At 71.9% G+C, this 23,567-nt stretch carries 26 protein-coding genes and 1 rRNA gene; 15 read left to right on the forward strand and 12 right to left on the reverse strand.

All coding sequences use genetic code 11. The annotated features are described in order from the left end of the window. Positions 1-167 precede the first annotated feature (167 nt). The 4 genes from rrf (at position 168) to BMY19_RS29095 (ending at position 3,712) form a co-directional block, all read left to right on the forward strand. Positions 168-283, forward strand: a 5S ribosomal RNA gene (gene rrf, locus BMY19_RS29080). Between the two features lie 370 nt (positions 284-653). Continuing rightward, entirely contained in the window at positions 654-1,349 is a 696-nt protein-coding gene (locus BMY19_RS29085) for a response regulator transcription factor (protein WP_020096362.1), read from the forward strand. Continuing rightward, positions 1,346-2,854, forward strand: coding sequence for a HAMP domain-containing sensor histidine kinase (locus tag BMY19_RS29090; RefSeq protein ID WP_170863077.1), 1,509 nt, complete (start codon positions 1,346-1,348; stop codon positions 2,852-2,854). Before BMY19_RS29085 ends, BMY19_RS29090 begins: the two co-directional genes overlap by 4 nt. Positions 2,855-2,926: 72 nt before the next feature. Further along, positions 2,927-3,712: a 3-hydroxybutyrate dehydrogenase gene (locus tag BMY19_RS29095; protein ID WP_100253767.1), complete on the forward strand. Its 786-nt coding sequence runs from the start codon at positions 2,927-2,929 to the stop codon at positions 3,710-3,712. Positions 3,713-3,784: 72 nt separating this feature from the next. Here BMY19_RS29095 and BMY19_RS29100 read toward each other — a convergent pair whose 3' ends face one another. Together BMY19_RS29100 and meaB are read right to left on the reverse strand one after the other, a co-directional pair. Then, positions 3,785-4,162: a CsbD family protein gene (locus BMY19_RS29100; RefSeq protein ID WP_020096359.1), complete on the reverse strand. Its 378-nt coding sequence runs from the start codon at positions 4,160-4,162 to the stop codon at positions 3,785-3,787. A gap of 142 nt (positions 4,163-4,304) precedes the next feature. Then, a complete protein-coding gene (gene meaB / locus BMY19_RS29105; protein ID WP_100253768.1) occupies positions 4,305-5,291 on the reverse strand; it encodes a methylmalonyl Co-A mutase-associated GTPase MeaB in 987 nt (328 codons plus the stop codon). 190 nt (positions 5,292-5,481) lie between these two features. On the opposite strand from meaB, the gene BMY19_RS29110 reads away from it, so the two are divergent. Continuing rightward, complete coding sequence (locus BMY19_RS29110) at positions 5,482-6,510, forward strand: alpha/beta hydrolase (RefSeq protein WP_020096357.1); 1,029 nt, start codon at positions 5,482-5,484, stop codon at positions 6,508-6,510. Between the two features lie 3 nt (positions 6,511-6,513). Here the strand turns inward: BMY19_RS29110 and BMY19_RS29115 are convergent, their stop codons facing one another. Then, entirely contained in the window at positions 6,514-7,398 is an 885-nt protein-coding gene (locus tag BMY19_RS29115; RefSeq protein ID WP_100253769.1) for a transglutaminase-like domain-containing protein, read from the reverse strand. A gap of 249 nt (positions 7,399-7,647) precedes the next feature. Between BMY19_RS29115 and BMY19_RS29120 the strand changes: the two genes are divergently transcribed. From BMY19_RS29120 to BMY19_RS29130, 3 genes are all read left to right on the forward strand, one after another. Continuing rightward, a complete protein-coding gene (locus BMY19_RS29120; RefSeq protein WP_100253777.1) occupies positions 7,648-7,983 on the forward strand; it encodes a hypothetical protein in 336 nt (111 codons plus the stop codon). A gap of 69 nt (positions 7,984-8,052) precedes the next feature. Next, the gene (locus BMY19_RS29125) at positions 8,053-8,565 is read left to right on the forward strand and encodes a DUF533 domain-containing protein (RefSeq protein WP_020096354.1); all 513 of its coding nucleotides are present in this window, start codon (positions 8,053-8,055) and stop codon (positions 8,563-8,565) included. 111 nt (positions 8,566-8,676) lie between these two features. Then, positions 8,677-9,741, forward strand: a complete 1,065-nt coding sequence (locus tag BMY19_RS29130; protein WP_091683687.1) for an alpha/beta hydrolase family protein — start codon at positions 8,677-8,679, stop codon at positions 9,739-9,741. A gap of 189 nt (positions 9,742-9,930) precedes the next feature. Here the strand turns inward: BMY19_RS29130 and BMY19_RS29135 are convergent, their stop codons facing one another. Further along, a complete protein-coding gene (locus tag BMY19_RS29135; protein ID WP_100253770.1) occupies positions 9,931-11,112 on the reverse strand; it encodes a pyridoxal phosphate-dependent aminotransferase in 1,182 nt (393 codons plus the stop codon). Between the two features lie 23 nt (positions 11,113-11,135). Further along, entirely contained in the window at positions 11,136-11,327 is a 192-nt protein-coding gene (locus tag BMY19_RS29140; protein WP_026605443.1) for a hypothetical protein, read from the reverse strand. A gap of 178 nt (positions 11,328-11,505) precedes the next feature. On the opposite strand from BMY19_RS29140, the gene BMY19_RS29145 reads away from it, so the two are divergent. Beyond that, entirely contained in the window at positions 11,506-11,811 is a 306-nt protein-coding gene (locus BMY19_RS29145) for a hypothetical protein (protein WP_026605442.1), read from the forward strand. 12 nt (positions 11,812-11,823) lie between these two features. Here BMY19_RS29145 and BMY19_RS29150 read toward each other — a convergent pair whose 3' ends face one another. Then, on the reverse strand, positions 11,824-13,218 hold the full coding sequence (locus tag BMY19_RS29150; protein ID WP_020096349.1) for an ATP-binding protein: 1,395 nt from the start codon (positions 13,216-13,218) through the stop codon (positions 11,824-11,826). A gap of 380 nt (positions 13,219-13,598) precedes the next feature. Between BMY19_RS29150 and BMY19_RS29160 the strand changes: the two genes are divergently transcribed. The 4 genes from BMY19_RS29160 to BMY19_RS29175 are packed head-to-tail and all read left to right on the forward strand — an operon-like array spanning position 13,599 to position 16,330. Continuing rightward, positions 13,599-13,922 carry an XdhC family protein gene (locus tag BMY19_RS29160; RefSeq protein ID WP_042673745.1) on the forward strand — a complete coding sequence of 108 codons (324 nt, stop codon included), beginning with the start codon at positions 13,599-13,601 and terminating at the stop codon, positions 13,920-13,922. Then, the gene (locus BMY19_RS29165) at positions 13,922-14,623 is read left to right on the forward strand and encodes an XdhC family protein (protein ID WP_100253771.1); all 702 of its coding nucleotides are present in this window, start codon (positions 13,922-13,924) and stop codon (positions 14,621-14,623) included. The genes BMY19_RS29160 and BMY19_RS29165 overlap by 1 nt, the downstream gene beginning before the upstream one ends. Continuing rightward, positions 14,620-15,672, forward strand: a complete 1,053-nt coding sequence (locus tag BMY19_RS29170; protein ID WP_100253772.1) for a molybdopterin-binding protein — start codon at positions 14,620-14,622, stop codon at positions 15,670-15,672. Before BMY19_RS29165 ends, BMY19_RS29170 begins: the two co-directional genes overlap by 4 nt. After that, a complete protein-coding gene (locus tag BMY19_RS29175; RefSeq protein ID WP_100253773.1) occupies positions 15,665-16,330 on the forward strand; it encodes a nucleotidyltransferase family protein in 666 nt (221 codons plus the stop codon). The genes BMY19_RS29170 and BMY19_RS29175 overlap by 8 nt, the downstream gene beginning before the upstream one ends. Here BMY19_RS29175 and BMY19_RS29180 read toward each other — a convergent pair. Both BMY19_RS29180 and opgC read right to left on the reverse strand, forming a co-directional pair. Next, complete coding sequence (locus tag BMY19_RS29180; protein ID WP_170855278.1) at positions 16,264-16,437, reverse strand: DUF2256 domain-containing protein; 174 nt, start codon at positions 16,435-16,437, stop codon at positions 16,264-16,266. The genes BMY19_RS29175 and BMY19_RS29180 overlap by 67 nt on opposite strands. Positions 16,438-16,453: 16 nt before the next feature. Then, the gene (opgC, locus tag BMY19_RS29185) at positions 16,454-17,647 is read right to left on the reverse strand and encodes an OpgC family protein (protein ID WP_091981943.1); all 1,194 of its coding nucleotides are present in this window, start codon (positions 17,645-17,647) and stop codon (positions 16,454-16,456) included. Positions 17,648-17,934: 287 nt separating this feature from the next. Between opgC and BMY19_RS29190 the strand changes: the two genes are divergently transcribed. Further along, complete coding sequence (locus tag BMY19_RS29190; protein ID WP_100253774.1) at positions 17,935-18,882, forward strand: NAD-dependent epimerase/dehydratase family protein; 948 nt, start codon at positions 17,935-17,937, stop codon at positions 18,880-18,882. A gap of 87 nt (positions 18,883-18,969) precedes the next feature. Here the strand turns inward: BMY19_RS29190 and ettA are convergent, their stop codons facing one another. From ettA to BMY19_RS29210, 4 genes are all read right to left on the reverse strand, one after another. Continuing rightward, positions 18,970-20,622 (reverse strand): energy-dependent translational throttle protein EttA, encoded by a 1,653-nt coding sequence (gene ettA / locus BMY19_RS29195; RefSeq protein WP_020096342.1) that lies wholly within the window; start codon positions 20,620-20,622, stop codon positions 18,970-18,972. Positions 20,623-20,827: 205 nt separating this feature from the next. Then, positions 20,828-21,163, reverse strand: a complete 336-nt coding sequence (locus BMY19_RS29200) for a hypothetical protein (protein WP_170863078.1) — start codon at positions 21,161-21,163, stop codon at positions 20,828-20,830. 19 nt (positions 21,164-21,182) lie between these two features. After that, on the reverse strand, positions 21,183-22,064 hold the full coding sequence (locus tag BMY19_RS29205) for a DNA/RNA non-specific endonuclease (protein ID WP_100253775.1): 882 nt from the start codon (positions 22,062-22,064) through the stop codon (positions 21,183-21,185). Continuing rightward, positions 22,064-22,285, reverse strand: coding sequence for a hypothetical protein (locus BMY19_RS29210; protein ID WP_056533022.1), 222 nt, complete (start codon positions 22,283-22,285; stop codon positions 22,064-22,066). Before BMY19_RS29210 ends, BMY19_RS29205 begins: the two co-directional genes overlap by 1 nt. Before the next feature lie 235 nt (positions 22,286-22,520). Between BMY19_RS29210 and BMY19_RS29215 the strand changes: the two genes are divergently transcribed. After that, on the forward strand, positions 22,521-23,567 hold a 1,047-nt coding region (locus tag BMY19_RS29215), incomplete at its 3' end, for a 1-deoxy-D-xylulose-5-phosphate synthase N-terminal domain-containing protein (protein ID WP_244535067.1).

The raw sequence follows: 23,567 nt of genomic DNA on the forward strand, positions 1-23,567 counted from the left end.
CGTGATCCGTGTCCGGACTGGTTCGGCAGCCGCAAAGGCTGGCGAAGCCAGAGACACGGTCATAAACAGACCAGCAGCAGACGCTGCCACCAACATGCTTGCCGAACCGGACACACGCGCCTCGCAACCCGCGACGGCCAAGTCCGAAACGAATTGCGATGCGCCGGTCTGGTGGCCTGAGCGGCGTGCCCAGAACCCGATCCCATCTCGAACTCGGCCGTTAAACACGCCAGCGCCTATGGTACTGTGTCTCAAGACACGGGAGAGTCGGTCGCCGCCAGACCTGCCCATCGCAATACATACACGTTCCCTCGACACGAACCGCGACGCCGACGGGCCGCTCTCTCCGAGAGCGGCCCGTCGGCGTTTCGCTGTTGGCCAGCCCGCAGCGGCCGCCTTACCGCGAAGTCATCTTCCCGCGAGCGTCCCGTAACCGCTCCCGCGCCATCATCCTCGAACCGCGCGTGGCCCATCGCCCACGCGGACGAAGCCGGTGACGGATCTCGCGCCCTCCGAGTCCTCCGCGCGCCGCTTCGGGACGGGTCGAGGTCCGCGGCCTCAGCCCGTCCACCACGACGGGGAAGGGGAGCGGCTTGACCATGTTGTTGGAGATACGTTCCCCCGACTCGCGCGGCGCGCTATGGAACGGGGCCATGCGACTGCTGATCATCGAGGACGACCGCGAGGCGGCGGCCTATCTCGTCAAGGCGTTCCGCGAGACCGGACACGTCGCCGACAGCGCGCATGACGGCCTCGACGGGTACGCGCTCGCCCGGGAGGGCGACTACGACGTGCTGATCGTCGACCGGATGCTACCGAAGCTCGACGGGCTGTCGCTGATCCGGTCGCTGCGCGAGCAGAACGTCGCGACCCCGACCCTGATCCTGTCGGCGCTGGGTCAGGTCGACGACCGCGTGAAGGGCCTGCGCGCCGGCGGCGACGACTACCTGCCGAAGCCCTACGCGTTCTCCGAACTCCTGGCGCGCACCGAGGCGCTGGCCCGGCGGCAGGTCGGATCCGGCGCCGCGGAGGAGACGCGCTACCGGATCGGTGACCTGGAACTCGACCGGCTCTCGCACCGGGTGACCCGGGCCGGCCGCGAGATCCCGCTGCAGCCGCGCGAGTTCCGGCTCCTCGAGTACCTGATGCGGCACGCCGGACAGGTCGTGACGCGCACCATGCTGCTCGAGCATGTCTGGGACTACCACTTCGATCCGCAGACCAACGTCATCGACGTCCACGTCTCGCGCCTGCGCAGCAAGCTCGACAAGGGCTTCGCGTCGCCGATCATCCACACGGTCCGGGGCGCCGGCTACGTGCTGCGCTACGACGAGGGCGCGGCCGGGTGAGCGAGGTTTGGACCGACGCGCCGATCGCCCGCGAAACCGCGGCGGCGCGTTTCCAGAAACTGTTCCGCACCACCGCGTTCAAGCTGTCGCTGGCCTACCTCGCGATCTTCGCCCTCTGCGCCTTCCTGGCGCTCGGCTACGTCGCGTGGAACGCCCGCGCGGTGCTCGACGACCAGATCGTCTCCACGATCGACGCCGAGATCAACGGGCTGTCGGAACAGTACAATGCCGGCGGCCTGCGTCGGCTGATCACCGTAGTGGAGCGGCGCTCCCGCGAGCCCGGCGCCTCGCTCTACCTCGTGACCACGGCCGGCGGTGACCATGTCGTCGGCAATGTCGGCTACGTGCCCGCCGCCGTACTGGCGACGCCGGGCCAGAGCGAGACGCGCTACGGCCGCAACGACGCGGATGCCGAGGCGCACCGGGCGATCGTGCGGGTCTTCACCCTTCCGGGCGGGTTCCGCCTGCTCGTCGGGCGCGACACCGAGGAGCGCGACCGGCTGCGGGCGGTGATCGGGCGCGCTTTCATCACCTCGCTCGCCGCCGTCGTGATCCTCGGGGTGATCGGCGGCTGGCTCGCGGCGAGCCGGGTGCTGCGCCGCGTCGATGCCATGACCCAGACCACCCGCGCGATCATGGCCGGCGATCTCGACGACCGGCTCCACGTGGCCGGGAACGGCGACGAACTCGACCGTCTCGCATCGAGCCTCAACCAGATGCTGGAGCGCATCGGCGAGCTGATGCGCGGCATGCGCGAGGTTTCCGACAACATAGCCCACGATCTCAAGACGCCGCTGACCCGCCTGCGCAACCGTGCCGACGAGGCCCTGCGCCGCGCCTCCACGCCGGAGGAGCTGCGCGCGGCGCTGGAAGCGGTGATCGAGGAGGGCGACGGGCTGATCCGGGTGTTCAACGCCCTCCTGATGATCGCGCGGCTCGAGGCCGGATCCGCCCAGGAGATCCTCGTGCCGCTGGATCTAGGCCAGACGGTCCGGAGCGTCGGCGAACTGTACGACGCGCTCGCCGAGGATCAGGGGCTGACGCTCGCCGTGCACGCGCAGGACGAACTCACGATCGCGGGCAACCGCGAGCTGATCGGCCAGGCCCTGGCCAATCTCATCGACAACGCCCTGAAATACGGGGCCGAATCCGCGGGCGCGGAGACCAGCGTGACGCTCGAGGCGTGGCGCGATGGGGAGTCGATCCGCCTCGCCGTCTCCGATCACGGTCCGGGCATTCCCGAGGCGGAACGGGCCCGCGTGCTCGACCGGTTCGTGCGCCTCGAGGACGCCCGTTCGCGGCCGGGCTTCGGGCTGGGCCTCAGTCTCGTCAACGCGGTCGTGCGCCTGCACCACGGGAGCCTGCGGCTCGCCGATAACGGGCCCGGCCTGCGGGTCGAGATCGCGTTCCCGGCCACGCCGCGCCCGCAGCCGGCTGCCGGTGACATCGTGCCCGCACCGCCTCCGCGCGACCCTGTGCCGGCATCCCCTTCCCGCGCTACTTAGGTCGCGACCTGTCCCACCGCGAGCGCGCCGTCCCCGACCGTTCGGCCGGGCGCCCGCGTCCCAGGAGGCTCCATGACTCTCAAGACCAAGACCGCCCTCGTCACCGGCTCGACCAGCGGCATCGGGCTCGCCATCGCGCGCGCCTTCGCGGCGGAGGGGGCCAACGTCGTCCTCAACGGGTTCGGGGACGCGACCGCCATCGAGGAGACGCGGGCCGGGATCGAGAGCGCCTACGGGGTCAAGGCCCGCTACTCGGCCGCCGACATGAGCAAGCCCGACGCGATCGCCGCCATGGTGCGCGAGGCGGAGGAGACCTTCGGTGCCGTCGACGTGCTGGTCAACAATGCCGGGATCCAGTTCGTCTCGCCGATCGAGGAGTTCCCGGCCGAGAAGTGGGAGCAGATCATCGCGATCAACCTGTCCTCGGCCTTCCACACGATGCACGCGGCGATCCCGGGGATGAAGACCCGGGGCTGGGGCCGGATCATCAACACGGCCTCGGCCCACTCGCTGGTGGCCTCGCCGTTCAAGTCGGCCTACGTGGCAGCCAAGCACGGGATCGCGGGCCTGAGCAAGACGGCGGCTCTGGAACTCGCGCCCCACAAGATCACGGTGAACTGCATCTCGCCGGGCTATGTCTGGACGCCGCTCGTGGAGGCGCAGATCCCCGACACGATGAAGGCCCGCGGCCTCACCAAGGAGCAGGTGATCGAGGACGTGATGCTGAAGGCGCAGCCGACCAAGGAGTTCGTGACCGTCGACCAGGTGGCCGCGCTGGCGGTGTTCCTGTGCTCCGACGCGGCGAGCCAGATCACCGGCGCCAACATCAGCATGGACGGGGGTTGGACCGCGCAGTAGCGCGCCCGGCCTCGACAGGCGCGCCTCGTACAAGGGTCGGCCCCGCCCGCGCCCGGGCGGGGCCGCTCCCGGTCAGCGGCGGCCGTGGACCAGCAGGGCGAGGCCGTAGCCCACCGCGCCCGCGATCAGCAGCGCGACCAGGGGATTCTCCTCCACCCGGGCGCCGACCGCGCTGCGCCCGTCGCGCAGGTACGAGCCGCCCCGCTGGTAGACGTCCTCCGCGACGTCGCCGGCGCGCTCGTAGGCGTCGCTCGCGTAGTCACCGGCGCGGTCGGCGATGTCCCGGGCCCTGTCCTTCACCTGACCGTAGACGTTCTGCGCCTGGCCCTGAGCCTCGCGGAAACGTCCCTCGACCGAGTCGCGGTTCGAGCCGGCGAGATCGCCGGCCGCGCCCTGAACCTTGCCGACGGCCTCCTTGGCGCCGCCGACGATCCGATCCGTATCCACCATGGCACTCTCCTGGACGTGAGCGCGGCGTCGCGACACGGGCGCCGCTCGTTACGCCGTCGTCCACCGAACGCGCGAGATGGCGTTTGTGCCCCCGATCACCGCGAAATTGTGCGCCTTCGGCCTGCGCGGCGGCCGGGACCGGTCAGAGCCCGATCAACTCGGCGATGGCCGCCGCGCCGGCCGCCGGAGAGGTCTCGCCCCGGGCGACGCCGGCCTCCGCCTCGGCCGTGCGGCGACGGACCTCCGGGGAGCCGACGAGGCGCTGGTGCAGGCGCTCGTCGACCAGCGCCCACATCCACTTCACGTCCTGGGCCCGGCGCTTCGCCTGGATCTCGCCGGTCGCCGTGAGCTTCTCCCGGTGGTCGACGATCTTCGCCCACATTGCGTCGAGGCGCAGGTTGTGGAAGCCCGAGATCGTGACGACCGGCGGCGTCCAGGTGGCCGAGGCCGGGGTCAGGATGTGCAGCGCCGCCCGGTATTCCGAGGCCGCCGCGTTGGCGCGCTGCTCGGCCTCTCCCGCATCGGCCTTGTTGACCGCGATCATGTCGGCGAGCTCGAGGATTCCCTTCTTGATGCCCTGCAGCTCGTCGCCCGCCCCGGGCAGCATCAGCACGAGGAAGAAGTCGGTCAGGTCGGCCACCGCCGTCTCCGACTGGCCGACGCCGACCGTCTCGACGAGGATCACGTCGAAGCCCGCGGCCTCGCAGAGCAGCATGGTCTCGCGGGTCTTGGCCGCGACGCCGCCGAGCGTGCCCGAGGAGGGGGAGGGGCGGATGAAGGCCCTGGGATCGTGCGACAGCCGCGCCATCCGGGTCTTGTCGCCCAGGATCGAGCCACCGGTCCTGGAGGAGGACGGGTCGACCGCGAGCACCGCCACCTTGTGACCGGCCTCCGTCAGGTTCGAGCCGAGTGCGTCGATGGTGGTCGACTTGCCGACGCCGGGGACGCCGGTGATGCCGACGCGGATCGCCCGGCCGGTCTCGGGCAGGACCGAGTCGATCAGGTTCGCCGCCAGCGCCCGGTGATCGGCGCGCTTGGACTCGGCCAGCGTGATGGCCCGGGCCAGAGCGGCGCGGTCGCCGCGCAGCAGGCGCTCGCGGAGACTCTCGATGTCGAAGGACGGCGTCATGCTCCCTTCATGGCCGCGGCGACGGCCGCCGTCGAGGGGGAGAGCATCGGGGTCGGGGGATCGCCGGCCTGTGTCCCGCCCACCACAAGCCCGGCCGTGCCCGCTATTCACGCCGCGTCGCGTCGCTCGTGCCCCGCGATGGTCACGATCCTGGGCAACGGAAGGCGTCCCGCCCGAGCGTAACCGGATCATGTCGAGCCAGATCGTCTCACGCCGCATCCTTCTTCGCTTCGGAGCGCTCGCGGGCGCCGCGGGCCTCGCCCCGTCGCTCGGCGCCTGCGTCACCGACGACCTCGGGTCCGGGGCGGCGCTGCCCGAGAAGCAGTCGGCCCTCGACGTCATGCCGGTGCTGCTGGTCGCCACGACCCGCAAGCCCGTGGGCAACCCGCCCCGGCCGCCGTATTTCAGCAGCGACCGCGGCCGCGGCCTGAGCTTCGCCGAGGTGCGCCTGTCGCCGCCCGACCGCTCGCTGCTCGGCAAGGTCTCGTCCGTCATCACCGGCGACTGGACCATCGGCGCGGTTCCGAAATCCGAATCCGGACCGGGCGCCGCCGAGGCCTTCGCCCAGGCGGCCCTCGGACGCGACGTGCTGATCTACGTCCACGGCTACCGCGAATCGTTCGAATCGGCCGCGGTCAGCGCCGCCCGGCTCTCGGACGGGATCCGGTTCCGCGGCGTCTCCGGCCTGTTCACGTGGCCGTCGGCGGCCGCGACCCTCGACTACAATTACGATCGCGAGAGCGCCCTCTGGTCGCGCGACGCCTTCGAGGACCTGCTGAAGGCGCTCGCCGCCTCGCCGAGCGGCGGCCGCATCAACATCGTCGCGCACTCGATGGGCACGCTCCTCACCCTCGAGACCCTGCGGATGCTCCGCGCCGAGGCGGGCGAGGCGGCGATGTCGCGGATCGGCGCCGTGGTGCTGGCCGCCCCCGACATCGACTTCGACCTGTTCTCCAACGGCGTCGCCCGCATGGGACCCGACGTCTCGAAGATCACGGTGATCTCCTCGACCAACGACCGGGCGCTCGAGCTCTCCGCCGCGCTGGCGGGGGGCGTGCGCGCCGGCGCCGCCGATCGCGCCAAGCTCGAGGCGCTCGGCGTGCGCGTCGCCGACGCCTCCGATTACGGCGGCGGCCTGATCAACCACGACCTGTTCCTCTCGAACCCGGACGTCCAGGGCGTGGTCAAGCGCGCCATCGCCCGCGGCGCCGGCGTCTGACGCTCATCCGGTCCGTGTCGCCATGCTCTGCGGCGGCAGGGGCTCCTCCGGCAGGACCGGCGCGTCGCCCGAGGCGTCCAGGTGGTCGATCCGGTCGGCCCAGACCCGGAAGCCCACCAGGGGATTCGGTCCGAACGTGTGGGTCAGCGGCACGTCCGCGGCGTCCCGGCCGTACGCGACCATGACCCGGCCGATCCGCGGGCTGTTGTTGCGCGGGTCGAACACGTGCCAGGCGCCGCCGAGGTAGACCTCCATCCAGGCCGCGAAGTCGCCCGCCGGGTGCGGCTCGGGCTCGCCGATGAAGCTGATATAGCCGGTGCAGTACCGGGTCGGGATGTTCAGGGCGCGGCAGAACGCGACGGCCAGGTGGGTGAAGTCCCGGCAGACGCCGCGCCCGCCCGCGTATGCGTCCGCGGCCGTGCGGTCTCGATGGGCGAACTCGTAGCCGAACACGATGTGGGCGTGGACGAAGTCGCAGACCGCCTGCACCCGGGCCCAGCCGGGCTCGGTATGGCCGAAGAGACGCCACGCCGCGTCGGCCAGCAGGTCGGACTCGCAGTAGCGGCTGGGGAGCAGGAACGCGATCGTCTCGGCGGGCAGCGCCTCGATCGCGTGCTGCGCGGCCTCCGGGTGCGCCGGATCGGGCCTCCCGCTGTCGCGGATCACGGCGTCGGTCCCGACGGTGAAGTTGCCGGCGGGCGCGGTCAGCCGGCCGCACAGGTTGCCGAAACCGTCGCGGTAGATCGCCACCGGGACGGGCGGATCGGTCCGGAGCGTGTCGGGCGCCTCCAGGGCGGCCGCCCCGGAGGGATGCACGTTGAGCATCACCACCATGGGCACGGGGTAGGGGAAGGCGTAGCGCATCTCGCAGCCGAGCCTGATCCGCATGCGCGGGTGATCCTTCGTGTTCGAGACTGTGGCCGCCCTGATGGGCGCAGGATCCGTGCCGCGCCGAATCGTGCGGGTCGGGCCGCGACGGGCTTGGCGGCCGTCCGCTTCACCCCTACAGCATCCCCGCGCGACGCTCGTGTCAGACGGACGAAACCGTGACGTTTCTTCCCGGGGCAGCGCGTCGCACCCGTGCGCCAGCCCGCGGACCGGGCGCGCCTGAGGACGGTTACGAGAGGGATGCCGGCCATGTTCACGCTCGAGATCGACGGCACCGCCGTTGCGGTGATCAACAGCGACGAGGCGTCCGCCAAGGACCTCTTCACCTGTGACGGCTTCAAGGAAGACATCCGGACCATGACGACCGGCGGGAGGCCGGTCTGGAACGGCACGTCGGCGCTCACGGTCCGGGCCGCCACCGAGGACGAGGTCGAGATCTTCGAGGACGCCCTCGCCGAGGACGACGGCGAGGGTGATTTCGTCGAGGATCCGCGCCACACCGGGTCCGATTCGGACGACGAGGACGAGGCCGACATCGTCTTCCTCGTGGATATCGACGAGGACGAGGACGAGGCCGACGCCTGAGCGCGGCTGAACCCGACCGCCTCCCGGGCGGTTTCCGATCCGATCTGGATCGGATCCCGGGAGGACGGCATGGCTGACAGCAGACGGATCGTCGACGCGCTCGTGCGGTCGAGGCGCGGCGGGCTCGCCGCCGGTGCCGCCCTCGGCGGACTGGCGCTGATCGGCGGCCTCGCCTACCGGGCGCTGCGCGGGGCGCCCCCGCCCGAGGCCGGGGGCCCGGACTTCACGAAGGTCGACGAGGACGAGGCCCGGCTGATGCTGCGGGCCATGGTGGCGGCCACGACGGCCGACGGGATGGTCGACGCCGCGGAGCGCAGGCGCCTCGACGCCGCCGTGGCGGAGGCGGGCCTCGATCCCGACGGTCGAGCCTGGCTCGAGCGCGAGCTCGCGGACCCGGCCGACGTCGACGCGATCGCCGACCGGGTCGCGGATCCCGACGCGGCGGCCCGGATCTTCGCGGCGGCGCGACTCGCCATCGAGCCCGACACGCTCCAGGAGCGTCAGTTCCTGAAGATGCTGGCCGAGGCCCTCGACCTGCCCGCGGAGGCGGTCGAGCGTGTCGAGCGCGACATCGGAGCCTGACTGGCAACCTGCCCGAAGGGCGGATCTCCCACGGCGGCCGAGCTTCGTGCTAGGCTCCCGCGCGACGACGGGTCCGGAGGACGGCCCACGCGCGGGAGGACGGGACATTTCATGGCAGGACTGTCAGTGCCCGCGCCCGGGCGCGCCCGCCGGCGGGCCTGCGCGCTGGTCGCAGCCATGCTGATCGCCGGCGGCTCCGCGCGCGCGGCCGATCCGGCCGCCGGCCCCCTGACGATCGCCGAGCAGGGCAGCTTCTTCGTCGGCGGCCGCGACGTCCAGTCCGACACGCTCTCGACGCTGCCGGCCTACGCGCCGTCGGGCACGATCAGCGTCGACCAGATCTACGTCCGCTATCAGGTCCCGGTGAATGCCGGACGGCCGCCGCTGGTCCTGATCCACGGCTGCTGCCTCACCGGCAAGACCTGGGAGACGACGCCCGACGGGCGCATGGGCTGGGACGAGTATCTCGTCCGGCGCGGCTTCCCGACCTACGTGATCGACCAGGCCTGGCGCGGCCGCTCGGCGGCGAGCCCGGCCCAGATCAACGCCGTGAAGACGGGGCAGGCCGACCCCAAGACGCTGCCGGCCGTGTTCTCGGCCGGGCGCGAGCCGGCCTGGGCGATCTTCCGGTTCGGGCCGGAATACCCGAAGGTGTTCCCCGGCATGCAGTTCCCCCTGGAGGCCCAGGGCGAGTTCTGGAAGCAGATGGTCCCGGACTGGTCGGCCGCCCTGCCGGTGCCGAACCCGACCGTGCCGGCCCTGTCGGAGCTCGCCAAGCGGCTCAGGGGCGCGGTGCTGATCTCGCACTCGCAGTCGGGGATCTACCCGTTCCAGACCGCCGCCCTCGATCGGACCGGCCTGCGCGCCATCGTGGCCATCGAGCCGGCCGCCTGCCCGGACCCGGCCAAGGACGACCTCGCACCCTACAAGGACCTGCCGATCCTCGTCCTGTTCGGCGACTACGTCGACGCCTCGCCCCGCTGGGCGCCGCGGCTCAAGCAGTGCCGCAGCTTCGTGGCGGCCGCCAACGCCGCGGGCGGCAAGGCGGAGCTGATCCTGCTGCCCGAGATCGGCATCCACGGCAATTCGCACATGCTGATGCAGGACAAGAACAGCCTCGACATCGCCGACTGGCTGGTCGGCTGGATCGACAAGCGGGCGCCCGGCAAGTCCTGAGGCGTGCCGGTCGAACCGGTGTGCGTTCAAACGGTTCGGTCGCCACAACCGTCATCGCGAGCGCAGCGAAGTGACCCAGGGCTGCCCATCTTCGGCGGTCGTCGCGGCGACTGGATCGCTTCGCCGCCCTCGCGAGGACGGCGGCGCGGATGATGGCGTCCCTGCCGAGGTCGGCGACGGGGCGCGGTCTTAGCCCGGCCTGTGCGTGCTGAGGAACGTGCCCATCCGCTCCAGCGCCCGCCGGATGTTCTCGGCCGAATTGGCGTAGGACAGGCGGAGGTAGCCCTCGCCGTGGACGCCGAAATCCGGACCGCCGATCACCGCCACGCCCGCTTCCTCCAGGAGGGTCGAGGCCAGGGGCTTCGCCTTCCAGCCGGTCCGGGCGATGTTCGGGAAGGCGTAGAACGCGCCCTTGGGCGCGATGCAGGAGACGTCCGGCAGGGCGTTCAGCCCGTCGACCACGATCGCCCGGCGCCGGTCGAACTCGGCGACCATCTCGGCCACGCAAGCCTGCGGTCCGTCGAGCGCCGCGATGCCGGCCCACTGGGTCGCCGCGTTGACGCAGGAATGCGCGTTGACCGCGAGCTTGCGCGCCGCGTCGTAGAGCGGCTTCGGCCAGACCGACCAGCCGAGCCGCCAGCCGGTCATCGCGTAGGTCTTCGACGCGCCGTCGAGGTAGATCAGCCGGTCGCGGATCTCGGGATACTTCAGCAGCGAGTGGTGGGTCTCGCCGTCGTACGTCATGGTGCCGTAGATCTCGTCCGACAGCACCGCAACGTCGGGGTGCTCGGCGAGGCCCTTCACCAGGGCGTCGATCTCGGCCTTCGGCGTCACGCCGCCGGTGGGGTTGGCGGGCGAGTTGACGATCAGCAGCCGCGTCTTCGGCGTGATCAGCGCCAGGGTCTCGGCCGCCGAGAAGGCGAAGCCGTTCTCCTCGCGGATCGGCACCGGCACGGGCGTCGCCCCGGTGAACTCGATCATCGAGCGGTAGATCGGGAAGCCGGGGTCCGGATACAGGATCTCGGTCCCGGGCGCGCCGAACATCAGGATCGCCATGAACATGGTGACCTTGCCGCCCGGCACGATCATCACGGAATCCGGCGAGACCTCGACGCCGTGGCGGCGGTGGATGTCGCGGGCCACCGACTCGCGGAGCTGCGGGATGCCGACCGCCGGCGTGTAGCCGTGGTGTCCGTCGCGCAGCGCCTTGATGCCCGCCTCGACCACGTGGGCGGGCGTGGGCATGTCCGGCTGGCCGATGCCGAGGTTGATCACGTCCCGCCCCTGCGCGGCGAGGGCCTGGGCCCGCGCCAGAACCGCGAAGGCGTTCTCCTCGCCGATGCGCGAGAAGGCCGGGACCACGTGCAGCATCGCGCCCTCCGGGCGGTGGGACGTCAGTGCTTGGACCGCTCCGAGAGCTTCATCGCGCCGAACGACATCGCCGCGGCGATCGCGCCCAGGATCACGAAGGTCTTCACAGAGGCGTAGAACAGGTCCGGGTTGATGCCCTCATCGGTGTAGAGCACGAGCCCGATGGCCGCGAGCGGCAGCGAGATGAGGGCGAAGAGCGGGACGAGCGGGTTCATGTTCGGCACTCGGGATCCGGCGCGCGGCTGACCGCGGCCCTGGGAAAGCGCCCCTGCATATCACCGCGCTGCGAAGGTTGGGACCCCGCGAGCTGCAGTTTTTCGCCGGCTCGCCCGAACGCTCATGGATGCGCAATCATTTCGCGCAACAGTGGCGTCTCCGGGAGGGCGGACACGTATGCGTTGGGCATCGGTCGATTCGAAAGGCAAGGGAGCTGGGAGTTCAGGCTCCAGATCCTCCAGCGTCGAGACGCTGGCGCTCCATATCGGGCGGCTGCTGCGACATCCCGCCTACCGGCGCGAGTCGGTCGTGAGCCCGCTCCTGCGCCGCCACCTGCCGTTCGAGGCCGGCTACGCCTGGAACGGCGAGGCCGGCCTGCGCGCCCGGCTGACGAGCGCCGCCCTCGACGAGGCGAGCATGGATCACCTGATCCGCAACGTGCAGGCCGAGTTCCTGCGCCTGCGCCGGCCCGCCGATACCTGAGCCGGATCCGGCTCAGGCCGGGACCCGGACGGTGGCCCGCAGGCCACCCAGCGGGCTGTCGTGCAGGGTTATGTCGCCGCCGTGGGCCCGGGCGATGTCCCGGGCGATCGACAGGCCCAGCCCGGAGCCGCCGGCATCCTGGCGCGCGTCGTCGAGCCGCACGAACGGCTTGAACACGTCCTCGCGGCTCTCCGCCGGAATGCCGGGCCCGTCATCGTCGATCGAGACGAGGAAGGTCCGGGCCTCCAGCCGGCCGGAGATCGCCACCGTCTCGCCGTAGCGGACGGCGTTGGCGGCGAGGTTGAACAGGCAGCGCCGGAAGGCGCCGGGCCGCACCGTGACCTCTGGCGCGCCGGCGAGATCGACCGCGGAGACGTGGGCGCCGAGGCGCTCGACGTCGGTCCGCAGGTCCTCCAGCAGGGCGCGCATGTCGGTGGGCGTCGCGGGCTCGGCCGAATCGCCCCGCGCGAAGGCGAGGTAGCCCTCCAGCATCCGGCTCATCTCGTCGACGTCGCGGCTGAGATCCTCGATCTCCTCGGTCTGCTCGATCAGCGCCAGGGACAGGCGGAACCGGGTCAGGATGGTGCGCAGGTCGTGGCTGACGCCGTTCAGCATCGTCGTGCGCTGCTCCATCGCCCGCTCGATGCGCCGCTTCATCTCGATGAAGGCGTGGCCGGCCTGACGCACCTCGCGGGCACCGCGGGGCCGGAACTCGATCTCCCGCCCCTTGCCGAAGCCCTCCGCCACGGCCGCGAGCCGCAGGATCGGCTTGATCTGGTTGCGCAGGAACAGGATCGCGACGCCGAGCAGCACCAGCGACGAGCCGATCATCCACACGAGGAAGATGTGCGAGTTCGACGCGTAGGCCTGGCTGCGCCGGGCGGTGATGCGCATCACCCCGTCGGGGATCGCCACGCGGATCTCGATCAGGTTCGAGCGCCCGACCGTGTCGATCCAGAACGGTCTTCGGATCTGGCGCTTGATCTCGTCGGACAGGGCCTCGTCGAGGATCGAGAAGAACGGGCGCGGGCCCGGGGGCGGCAGCTTGGCGCCCTTGAGGATGTCGAGGTCGAGGTTCAGCCGCTCCCCGGCGATGCGCGCGAGGGTCTCGGCATCCTTGTCCTGCGGGTAGCTCTCGTAGATGTCGATCAGCGCGGCGACGTCCGCCGTGACCGCCGCCGACAGGCGCTTGGTCACGAGCTGCCAGTGCCGCTCCATGAAGGTGTAGGCGATCACCGACTGGAGCAGGACCACCGGCGCGATGATGATGATCAGCGAGCGGGCGTAGAGGCCCTTCGGCAGGACGTCGCCGATCGCCCGGCTGACGCGCTTCCACAGGCGGCGCGGGGGCGAGCGCGGCGGCTCCTTGCGGAGCGCCCGGGCGAGGGCGGGATCCGGGGCGTTCATGGGGCTGGGCGCCGGGGCCGGGCCCATCGGGCGAGAGGGGCCTCGGTTTCAGCGAAACGTCCACCCCACGCCCTCATCCTGAGGGGGCCGCGCCAGCGGGCCTCGAAGGAGGGCTCCAGGGATCGCACGGCCGGCTGGAGGGCTCCTTCGAGGCCTCCGCTGCGCTCCGGCACCTCAGGATGAGGCTGTGGTTTGGACATGCCGGACACTAATCGGGGCGCCGTCTCCGCGAAAGATCGTGGGTGCAGAGTATGGCCGACCGACGATCTCGGCCAATGTTTCCTGACGCGCCCTTCAGCATGAGGGCTTCTTGCACCGCGGCAGGCGGGCCATACCTGTGAGGGGCGGGGGGCGCCCGCCGGCCGGAAGTCCACGAGGCCATGCTCAGCACAGACACAGACATCCTCTCCGCCGCCCAGTCCTGGCGGCGCGACGGCCGCGCCGTGGCCCTCGCCACGGTGATCGAGACCTGGGGCTCGGCCCCCCGACCGGTGGGCAGCCACCTCGTGGTCGACGGCGAGGGCAATTTCCTCGGCTCCGTCTCCGGCGGCTGCGTCGAGGGCGCGGTGATCACCGAGGCGATCGAGGTGATCGAGGCGGGCGCGCCGCGCGTCCTCGAATTCGGCGTCGCGGACGAGACCGCGTGGCGCGCCGGCCTGTCCTGCGGCGGCCGGATCCGGGTCTTCGTCGAGCGGGTCGACTGATGCGCGGCGACGTCCTGGCAGCGCTCAACGACGCGCGGGCCGCGCGCCGCGCCGCGATCCTCATCACCGACATCGCCGACGGCGCGCAGCGCCTCGTCGGCGAGGACGCGATCGCCGCCGATCCCCTCGCCGACGTGCTGGCGAAGCACCTCGCCTCCGGCAAGAGCGGCCTCGTCGAGGCGGGCGGGCGGACCCTGTTCCTGACCGTGCAGGTGCCGCCGGTGCGGCTCGTCGTGGTCGGCGCGGTCCACATCTCGCAGGCCCTGGCGCCGATGGCCGCGGGGCTCGACCTCGCGCTCACGGTGATCGACCCGCGCACCGCCTTCGCGACGCCCGAGCGCTTCCCCGGCACCGCGCTGATCGCCGAATGGCCGGACGCCGCCCTCGGGACCAGCGTGCCGGTCCTCGACCGCTACTGCGCCCTCGCGGCCCTGACCCACGATCCGAAGATCGACGATCCCGCGCTGAAGGCGGCGCTGACGGCCGAGTGCTTCTACGTGGGCGCCCTCGGCTCCCGGAAGACCCACGCGTCGCGCGTCGCGCGGCTCACCGAGGCCGGCTTCACGCCGGCGCAGATCGGCCGGATCCGCGCGCCGATCGGCCTGCCCATCGGCGCCGTGAGCCCGGCCGAGATCGCCCTGGCGGTGCTCGCCGAGATCGTCGCCGCCCTGCGCCGCGTGCCCCGCCCGGAGGTCGCGTGAGGTTCGGAACCGTCCCGGTCGCGGACTCGGCCGGGCTGATCAGCGCGCACACGGTGCGGCGGGCCGACATCACCCTGCGCAAGGGCGCCGTCATCGCCGCGGAGGCCGCCGCCGGCCTGGCGCGGGCCGGCCTGTCGGAGATCGTGGCGGCTACGCTCGAGCCCGGCGACGTCGGCGAGGACGCCGCCGCGGCGCGGCTCGCCGCGCGCCTGCGCGGGCCGAACCTGCGCGTCGAGGCGCCCTTCACCGGCCGCAGCAACCTGTTCGCCGAGACGGCGGGGGTGCTCACCCTCGATCCGGCCCGGATCGACGCGGTCAACGCCGTCGACGAGGCGGTGACGGTGGCGACGCTGCCGCGCTTCCGGCCGGTGGTCGAGGGCGAGATGGTCGCCACGGTGAAGATCATCCCCTACGCCGTGCCGGGCGCCGTGCTGGCCCGGGCCTGCGCGGCCGCGGAGGGCGACGTCCTCGGGGTGGCGCCGTATCGCCGCCGCCGGGTGGCCGTGGTCTCGACGCGCCTGCCGAGCCTCAAGGAGACGACGATCGACAAGACCCTCCGGGCCCTGGCCGACCGCCTCGCGCCCGCGGGCGCCGCGATCGTGGCCGAGACCCGGGTGCCCCACACCGCCGCCTCCGTGGCGGCGTCCCTGGCGGAGATGATCGACCGCGCCGGGGCCGACCTCGTGGTGGTGTTCGGCGCCTCGGCGATCGCCGACCGGCGCGACGTCATCCCGGCCGGCATCGCGGCGGCGGGCGGCCGGGTCGACCATCTCGGGATGCCGGTCGACCCCGGCAACCTGCTCCTCGTCGGCGCCCGCGGCGGCGTGCCGGTGATCGGCGCGCCGGGCTGCGCCCGCTCGCCCAAGGAGAACGGCTTCGACTGGATCCTCCACCGCCTGCTGGCGGACCTGACCGTGACCCGGGCCGACATCGTCGCCCTCGGCGTCGGCGGCCTGCTGATGGAGATCGTCTCGCGCCCGCAGCCCCGCGCCGGCGGCGCGGCCGCGGCGGACGAGCCGGATCCGGGGGCGGAGGACAGGAATGCCTGAGGTCGGCACGATCCTGCTCGCCGCCGGCCTCGGCAGCCGGTTCGGCGCCGCGCCCAAGCTGCTCGCGCCCCTCGACGGGCGGCCGCTGGTGCGCCACGCCGCGGAGGCGGCCCTCGGCGCCCGGCCCCGGCCGGTGGTCGCCGTGCTCGGCGCGCACGGGGCGGCGGTCCGCGACGCGCTGGCGGGCCTCGACCTCGTCCGCGTCGACAATCCGGACTACCGCTCCGGCCTCGCGAGCTCGCTGCGCGCCGGCCTCGCGGCGCTGCCCGCCACCTGCACGGCCGCCATCGTCGTGCTGGGCGACATGCCGCGCGTCACCGCCGCGCATCTCGACCGCTTGGCCGAAGCCTTCGCGGAGGCCTCCTCGGTCGCCTTGGAGCCGCCGGCGGCCGTGGTGCCGGTGCAGGCCGGCCGGCGCGGGAACCCGGTGCTGCTCAACCTGCGCCGCCTCGGCCCGGACATCGCCCGCCTCGCCGGCGACCACGGCGCGGGGCCGCTCCTGAGGGGGCGGCCGGACGTGCTGGAGATCCCGGGCGATCCCGCCACCGCCCTCGACGTCGACACGCCGGACGCGCTGGCCGCTTTGGGCGATCAGCGCCCCGCCGCGTCGCGCCCGCGCGCGGCCTTCGCCTCGGCCCGGCACCGGTCCGAGCAGTAGCGGACCTCGTCCCAGACGCGCTCCCACTTCTTGCGCCACGCGAACGGGCGGCCGCACTGGGCGCAGATCTTCTCCGGCAGATCGCCCTTGCGGCGCATCGGCGGCATCGCGGCTCCTCCCGGCCTATCCGGGCCGGCGCGCGTCGGGGCCGGTCCCGGCCGCCCGGCGCAGGCGCGCGTCCAGCGCGTGGGCGAGGCCGAGCATGATCGCGATCCCCCCGACATTGACCGCGATCTGCAGCGGCCAGGTGGGGTCGAAGGTCCGGTAGAGGATGCGGCCGATCAGCGCCGCCAGGCACCCGGCGGCGAAGATCTCCAGCGAGTGCCGCCCGCAGGCGTCGACGAGGCGCAGCCGCCGCCACCGGCTCGCGCGGGCCACGGCGGGCGCGCTGAACAGCAGGTAGGCCAGCGCCAGCATGTTGATCAGGCGCAGGGGCGCGACGTGGCTCTTGTCGGGCGGCCCGATCGCCAGCGGCCGGAGGTCCGGAAGCCCCCACTCCGCCCAGGACCCGCCCTGCAGGAACGCGAAGGCGAGGTAGGCCGCGGCCGCGGCCACGGCCCAGCCGCGCCGCGGCAGCAGGCCGTCATGGGCGCGGACCGTGACCGCGAGCGCCGCGCCGATCACGAACAGGAACTGCCACGCGAAGGGGTTGAAGTACCACCCGTCGTCCACCGCCGCGGCGTTCGGGAGGTTCAGCTGGTGATCGACGTTGGCGGCGAGCCAGAGGGCGCCCGACAGGCCCAGCACGCCCCAGATCCCGCGCCGCATCCCGAGATAGATCAGCGGGAACAGCGCCAGCAGCAGGATGTAGAGCGGCAGGATGTCGAGGTAGTTCGGGAGCGCGTTCAGCGCGAGGCCGCGCAGCAGGCCCGGCAGGAGACCCATCTGCAGCAGCGGCGCGACGCCGAATCGCGGCGTCAGGCCAGTGAGGTCCATCCAGATCCGGACGATGACCAGGGTCGCGAGCAGCAGCCCGGCCTGGAACAGGTAGATGCGCAGGCAGCGCTTGGCGATGCGCGTGAGCGCCGTCCGGATCCCGGCGCGCCGGAACAGCCCGCCGTAGGCGATCATCGACGAGTAGCCGGCCAGCAGCACGAAGATCTCGGCGGCGTCCGAGAACCCGAAATTGTGCAGCGTCAGCAGGGCCGGCGCGTTGCGCGGGATGTGGTCGATGAAGATCGTCAGGAGCGCGAGGCCGCGCACCACGTCGACCCGCGCGTCGCGCGCGGGCTTCGCCGGCCGTGCCTCCGCGGGCGGTGGGGGGAGCGCCCGCGGTTCCGCGGCGCCGGGCCGTTCGAGATCGTCGAGGCGCGTCACTCAGCCCATCACCGTGGCGCTCTCCGTCCGGACGCGGAGCGGCCGGGGCCGCGGTGCAACCATAGCGCGCCGGCCGCCCGAGGCCCCGCCGATCACGCGCCTTTGTTCGGATGTGCACAACGGCGGGGTCGCACCGATGATCCGCCCGCCGCGGCGGCCGTTGGCCGCGCCGCCCCCTCGCGTCGCGGCGGGGCGCGGTATAGACGCGGCCGACGATCCCGGTTCCCGGCGCCCGCGCCGGCACGGGGCGCGTCGCTGGGTTCGTGGCAGGGTTGAGGGCAAGGGGCATGCGCGTCCTCGTCACCGGAGCGGGAGACTATCTCGGCCGCCGCCTGCTCGAGGCGCTGCGTCGGGACCTGCCGCCGGGCAGCCCCATCCTCGGCCTCGACCGGAGCCCGCCACCATCCCTCGACGGCGTGACGCTGAGGGCCGTGGACCCGTTCGACGCGCGCGAGCTCGCCGAGACGGTCGCGGCTTTCGACCCCACCTGCGTGTTCCACCTCGCGGCGCTGGCCTCGGTGGCGCAGTCGAGCGAGACGCCGTCCTACGCCTGGCGGGCGGAACTGCTCGGCACCCTCAACCTCGCCGAGGCGGTGGCGCGGACCCGCGCGGCGCTGGTCTTCCTCAGCTCCACGGTCGTCTACGGCGAGGTGTTCCGCGCCTGCCCGCGCCCGGACGAGAGCGTCACGCCGCGCCCCGACACGATCTCGGGCCGGACCAAGAACGCCTGCGAGTACATCCTCCGCGACGTGCTGGCGAATGCCCGGATCAAGCATCTCGTGCTGCGGCCGTCGAACTACATCGGGGCCGGGCAGAGCGAGACCTTCGTGGTCGCCTCCTTCGCCGGTCAGATCGCCCGCATCGAGCGGGGGCTGGCGCTGCCGAGCCTGGAGGTCGGCGACCTCTCGGCGGGGCGCGATTTCCTCGACGTGGCCGACGTCACCGCGGCGTGCCTGCGCGTGATCGCCCGGATCGACGACCTGCCGGATGGCGGCATCTTCAACGTGGGATCGGGGGTCGTCACACCGGTCTCCGACATCCTGGAGACGCTGCGCGGCCTGACGGAGGCGCGGTTCGACCTGCGCGTCGCGCCCGGCCGGGTCCGCCCGGCGGGCGTGCGCAGCGAGGGCTGCGACCCCGCGGCCTTCGCGACCGCCACCGGATGGGCCCCGACCATCCCGCTCGCGCAGAGCCTGGCGACGATCCTGGCGGAGGCGCGGGCGCGCCTCCGGTGATCCGTCACCGGGCAGAGGTGACGGCAACGCCCTCGGACGGGCGCGCGGCTCCGGAACGCCGGCGGCGCCCCGGAGCCGCGACCGGTCTCAGCGCGAGAAGCGCTTGTACTTGATCTTCTTCGGCATGATCGAATCCGCCCCGAGCCGGCGCACCTTGTCGGCCTCGTAGTCGGAGAAGTTGCCCTCGAACCACTCGACGTGGCTGTCGCCCTCGAAGGCCAGGATGTGCGTGGCGATGCGGTTCAGGAACCAGCGATCGTGGCTGATGATGACCGCGCAGCCGGCGTAATCCTCCAGCGCGTCCTCGAGGGCGCGCAGGGTCTCCATGTCGAGGTCGTTGGTCGGCTCGTCGAGGAGCAGCACGTTGGCGCCGCCCTTCAGGGTCCGCGCGAGGTGAACGCGGTTGCGCTCACCGCCCGAGAGGGTGCCGACCTTCTTCTGCTGGTCGGGTCCCTTGAACGCGAAGGCCGCGCAGTAGGCGCGCGAATTGATCTCGCGCTTGTTGAAATAGATGATGTCGTTGCCGCCCGAGACCTCCTGCCAGACCGTGGCGTTCGGGTCGAGGGCGTCGCGCGACTGGTCGACGTAGCCGAGCTTCACCGTCTCGCCGACCTCGATCTTGCCGTTGTCGGGCTTCTCCTGGCCGGTGATCATCTTGAACAAAGTGGTCTTGCCGGCCCCGTTCGGGCCGATCACACCGACGATGCCGCCGGGCGGCAGCTTGAACGACAGGTCCTCGATCAGCAGCCGGTCGCCGAACGCCTTGCTGAGGTGCTCGAACTCGATGACGTTGTTGCCGAGCCGCTCGTCGATCGGGATGACGATCTGCGCGGACGCGTCGACCTTCTGCGCCTGCTTGGCGACCAGCTCCTCGTAGCGGGTGATGCGCGCCTTCGACTTCGACTGGCGGGCCTTCGGCGAGGCGGCGATCCATTCCTGCTCGCGGGCGATGGAGCGCTGCCGGACCATGTCCTCGCGGCCCTCCTGCTCCAGGCGCTTCTGCTTCTGGACCAGCCACGCCGAGTAGTTGCCCTCGTACGGGATGCCCTTGCCGCGATCGAGCTCCAGGATCCAGCTCGTCACGTTGTCGAGGAAGTAGCGGTCGTGGGTCACGATCAGGATCGCGCCCGGATACTGGCGCAGGTGACCCTCCAGCCAGTTCACCGTCTCGGCGTCGAGGTGGTTGGTGGGCTCGTCGAGGAGCAGCAGCTCCGGCTCCCACAGGAGCAGGCGGCACAGCGCGATGCGGCGGCGCTCGCCGCCCGAGAGGGTCGCGACCGGCTGCTCGTCGCTCGGGCAGCCCAGGGCCTCCATGGCCTGATCGACCTTCGAGTCGAGCTCCCAGAGGCCCAGCGACTCGATCCGGTCCTGGAGCTCGGTCATCTCGTCGGCGGTCTCCTCCGAGTAGTTCATGGCGAGCTCGTTGTAGCGGTCGAGCATGGCCTGCTTCTCGGCGACGCCTTCCATCACGTTCTCGCGGACAGACTTGCTCGGATCGAGCTGGGGTTCCTGCGGCAGGTAGCCGACGCGCGCGCCCTGCGCGACCCAGCCGTCGCCGGTGAACTCCTTGTCGATGCCCGCCATGATCTTGAGCAGCGTCGACTTGCCGGAGCCGTTGATGCCGAGCACGCCGATCTTGGCGTCGGGGTAGAAGGACAGGTTGACGCTATCCAGGACCTTCTTGCCGCCGGTATAGGCCTTGGTCAGGCCCCGCATGTGGTAGATGAATTCGCGAGCCATCGCGGATCGTCCTCGGCGCGTTGTTCGGGACCGCGCGGATCGTGCCAGCGGCACGGGTCAGGCACCGGGCCTCAGCACCCGTCCTGGACGCGCGTCCCTACGATATAGGAATGACCCTCTCGGAGTATCAGGCCCGCCGGGACGCGGCAAGGACGCGACATGGACGCGACAAGGACGGACCGGCCGCCGGCGGGCGCCGGATCGCTCACGCGAAGGGGTTCTTGACCGTTCGCGGCGGCGCGTCCGGCACCTCCGCCACCGCGTCCGGCAGGTCGGACGCTTCCAGGGCCTTCACGATCGCGTCCAGCGTCTCCCGGAGCAGCCTGGCCTGCTCCAGGCCGGTCCGGTCGCGGGTCAGGTCGAGGGATCCGTGCAGGGCGATCCGGTCCGTGCCGTTCTCGAAGCTCAGGGCGCCGACGGAGCGCACGCCGGCATCGTCGGCGAACGGCGCGAAGCCCTCGGTGTCCGAGTTCTTGCCGTCCGGGCTCTCGCTGTCCGGGCTTGCCGTCTTGGGCCGGGCGCGTCGCTTGTTCTCGGGCATCGGGTCCTCTCAGAAGCTCTCAGAAGAACGTGCGCAGGAAGTCGCGGACGAGCTTGCGCAGGGCGCGGGCGAGTTCGCGCTCGAGCCAGTCCTGCCAGGTCTGCTCGTGCCGGGGCCGGCGCTCCTCCGCGCGGGCGGAGGCCTGAGGATCCGGCAGCCCCATCGCGGTCGCCCGGGCCGCGGGCGGCAGGCCGGGAAAGACGTCGATGCCGGCTTCCTGGCGGAGATCGTCGATCGACAGGGCGCGCCAGTCCTTCGAATCGTCGTTCCGGGCGAGGTAGGCGCCCGCCTCGCCGCGCGACGGGTCGTACACGGCCTTGAAGAGCTGTGTCGGGACGAGCACGCCGCCCTTGATCTGCTGCACCGCGTCGCCCGCGAAGATCACCCCGGTGACGACGAACAGCGCGCCCCGGCGGGTGGCCAGGCGCCGGGTGCTCTCCTCGATATCCGCCCAGAGTCCCCGGTTCAGGACGCGGTTCTGCGGCACGATGTTGGCGAGGCTGAACGACTCGGCCTGGGCGGCGAGGGTCAGCATGTCCCCGGCCGGCGCGAGATGGCCCCGGTCGAACCCGCTGCGGACGTAATCCTCCAGCGCGGCGCGCTGATCCTCCGGCAGGCGCGTCTCCTCGTGGAAGGAATCGTCGCGGGCCACCGCCCGGGCCGCCGCGACGCTGGCGCGGGTGAGGTGCTCGGCGGCGTAGAGCGGCGTGCGCGTCACGCCCGAATGCAGGACCGCGAAGGCCTCGAAGCACAGCGGGACCGCGCGGACGGCGAGCTTCGGATTCGTGAGGACGGGCGTCTGCCCGTCCGCGAACAGGGCCGGACAGGAATCCTGGGCGCGGACCGGGGGTGCGCCCAGCGCGAGGGTCAGGACCGCGGCGGCGAGCGTCGGTGCCCGCATCACCAGCAGACGCGGACCCGGCGGACGCCCTCCGGGGTCGGGCGGTCCCGCCACGCGCAGGGCCGGCCGAGGCTGTTGCTGAACGGACGGGCATCGCGATCGGGACCGCCCGGCGCGACCCGCGCCGGGCAGTCGCCGAGGAAGTTGCAGAGGAAGTCGAGATTGCCGTCCGGCGGCCGTGGCTGGGCGTAAGCTTGGCCGTGACCCGTAATCGCGAACATGAGCAGGATTGTGCACAGACGAGCCGGATTCAAAGGCGAACCTCTTGTGGCGTTAAGGGCACGTGACTGAAAAAAACGCCGGCCCGACATTGATCGCGCCGCCGATCGTCCGTAACTGGCACTATCATGACAGCGACGGACGGGCGGGTTCTAGCATGAACGCGTGTCCCCGGGCTGCTGGCGTCGCGGTTGCCGAGAGCCCGCGACGGAGCCGTCGCCATACTCGAACGAATGGATGCGAGCATTGGCACTTTCCCCTGAGCAATCGGCGTTGCTGGACCGCGTTCCGTCGCCTTCGGCGCTGCGGCGCCTTCCGGAGTCGGAGCTGCAGGCGGTGGCGGACGCGGTGCGCGCCGAGATGATCGACGCGGTCTCGATCACCGGCGGCCATCTCGGCTCGGGGCTCGGCGTGGTCGAGCTGACCGTGGCGCTCCACCACGTGTTCGACACCCCCGACGACCGCATCGTCTGGGACGTCGGACACCAGTGCTACCCGCACAAGATCCTCACCGAGCGCCGCGACCGCATCCGGACCCTGCGCCAGGGCGGCGGCCTGTCCGGCTTCACCAAGCGCTCCGAGAGCGTCTACGACCCCTTCGGCGCCGCCCACTCCTCGACCTCGATCTCGGCCGCGCTGGGTATGGCGGTCGCCCGCGACCTCGACAACGCCGCCGCCAAGTCGAAGAACCGCGCGCCCAAGCGCCGCAACGCCATCGCGGTCATCGGCGACGGCTCGATGTCGGCCGGCATGGCCTACGAGGCCCTCAACAACGCCGGCGCCCTGCACTCGCGCCTGATCGTCATCCTCAACGACAACGACATGTCGATCGCGCCCCCCGTCGGCGCCATGTCGGCCTACCTCGCCCGCCTCGCCTCGGGCGGCGCCTACCAGTCCCTGCGCGAGACCGCCAAGCAGCTCGGCAAGCTCCTGCCCAAGGCGCTCTACCAGCGCGCCGCCGCGGCCGAGGAATACGCCCGCTCGCTCGTGGTCGGCGGCGGCACCATGTTCGAGGAGATGGGCTTCCACTACGTCGGCCCGGTCGACGGGCACAACCTCGACCACCTGCTGCCGGTCCTCAAGAACGTCCGCGACGCCGAGCACGGCCCGATCCTGCTCCACGTCGTCACCCAGAAGGGCAAGGGCTACGCGCCGGCCGAGGCCTCGGCCGACCGCTACCACGGCGTGGTCAAGTTCGACGTGGTCTCAGGGGTCCAGGCCAAGGCCAAGCCGAACGCGCCGGCCTACACGCGGGTGTTCGGCGAGAGCCTGATCAAGGCGGCC

It is taken from the genome of Methylobacterium sp. UNC300MFChir4.1 (assembly GCF_900110155.1).
Classification (GTDB): Bacteria; Pseudomonadota; Alphaproteobacteria; order Rhizobiales; family Beijerinckiaceae; genus Methylobacterium.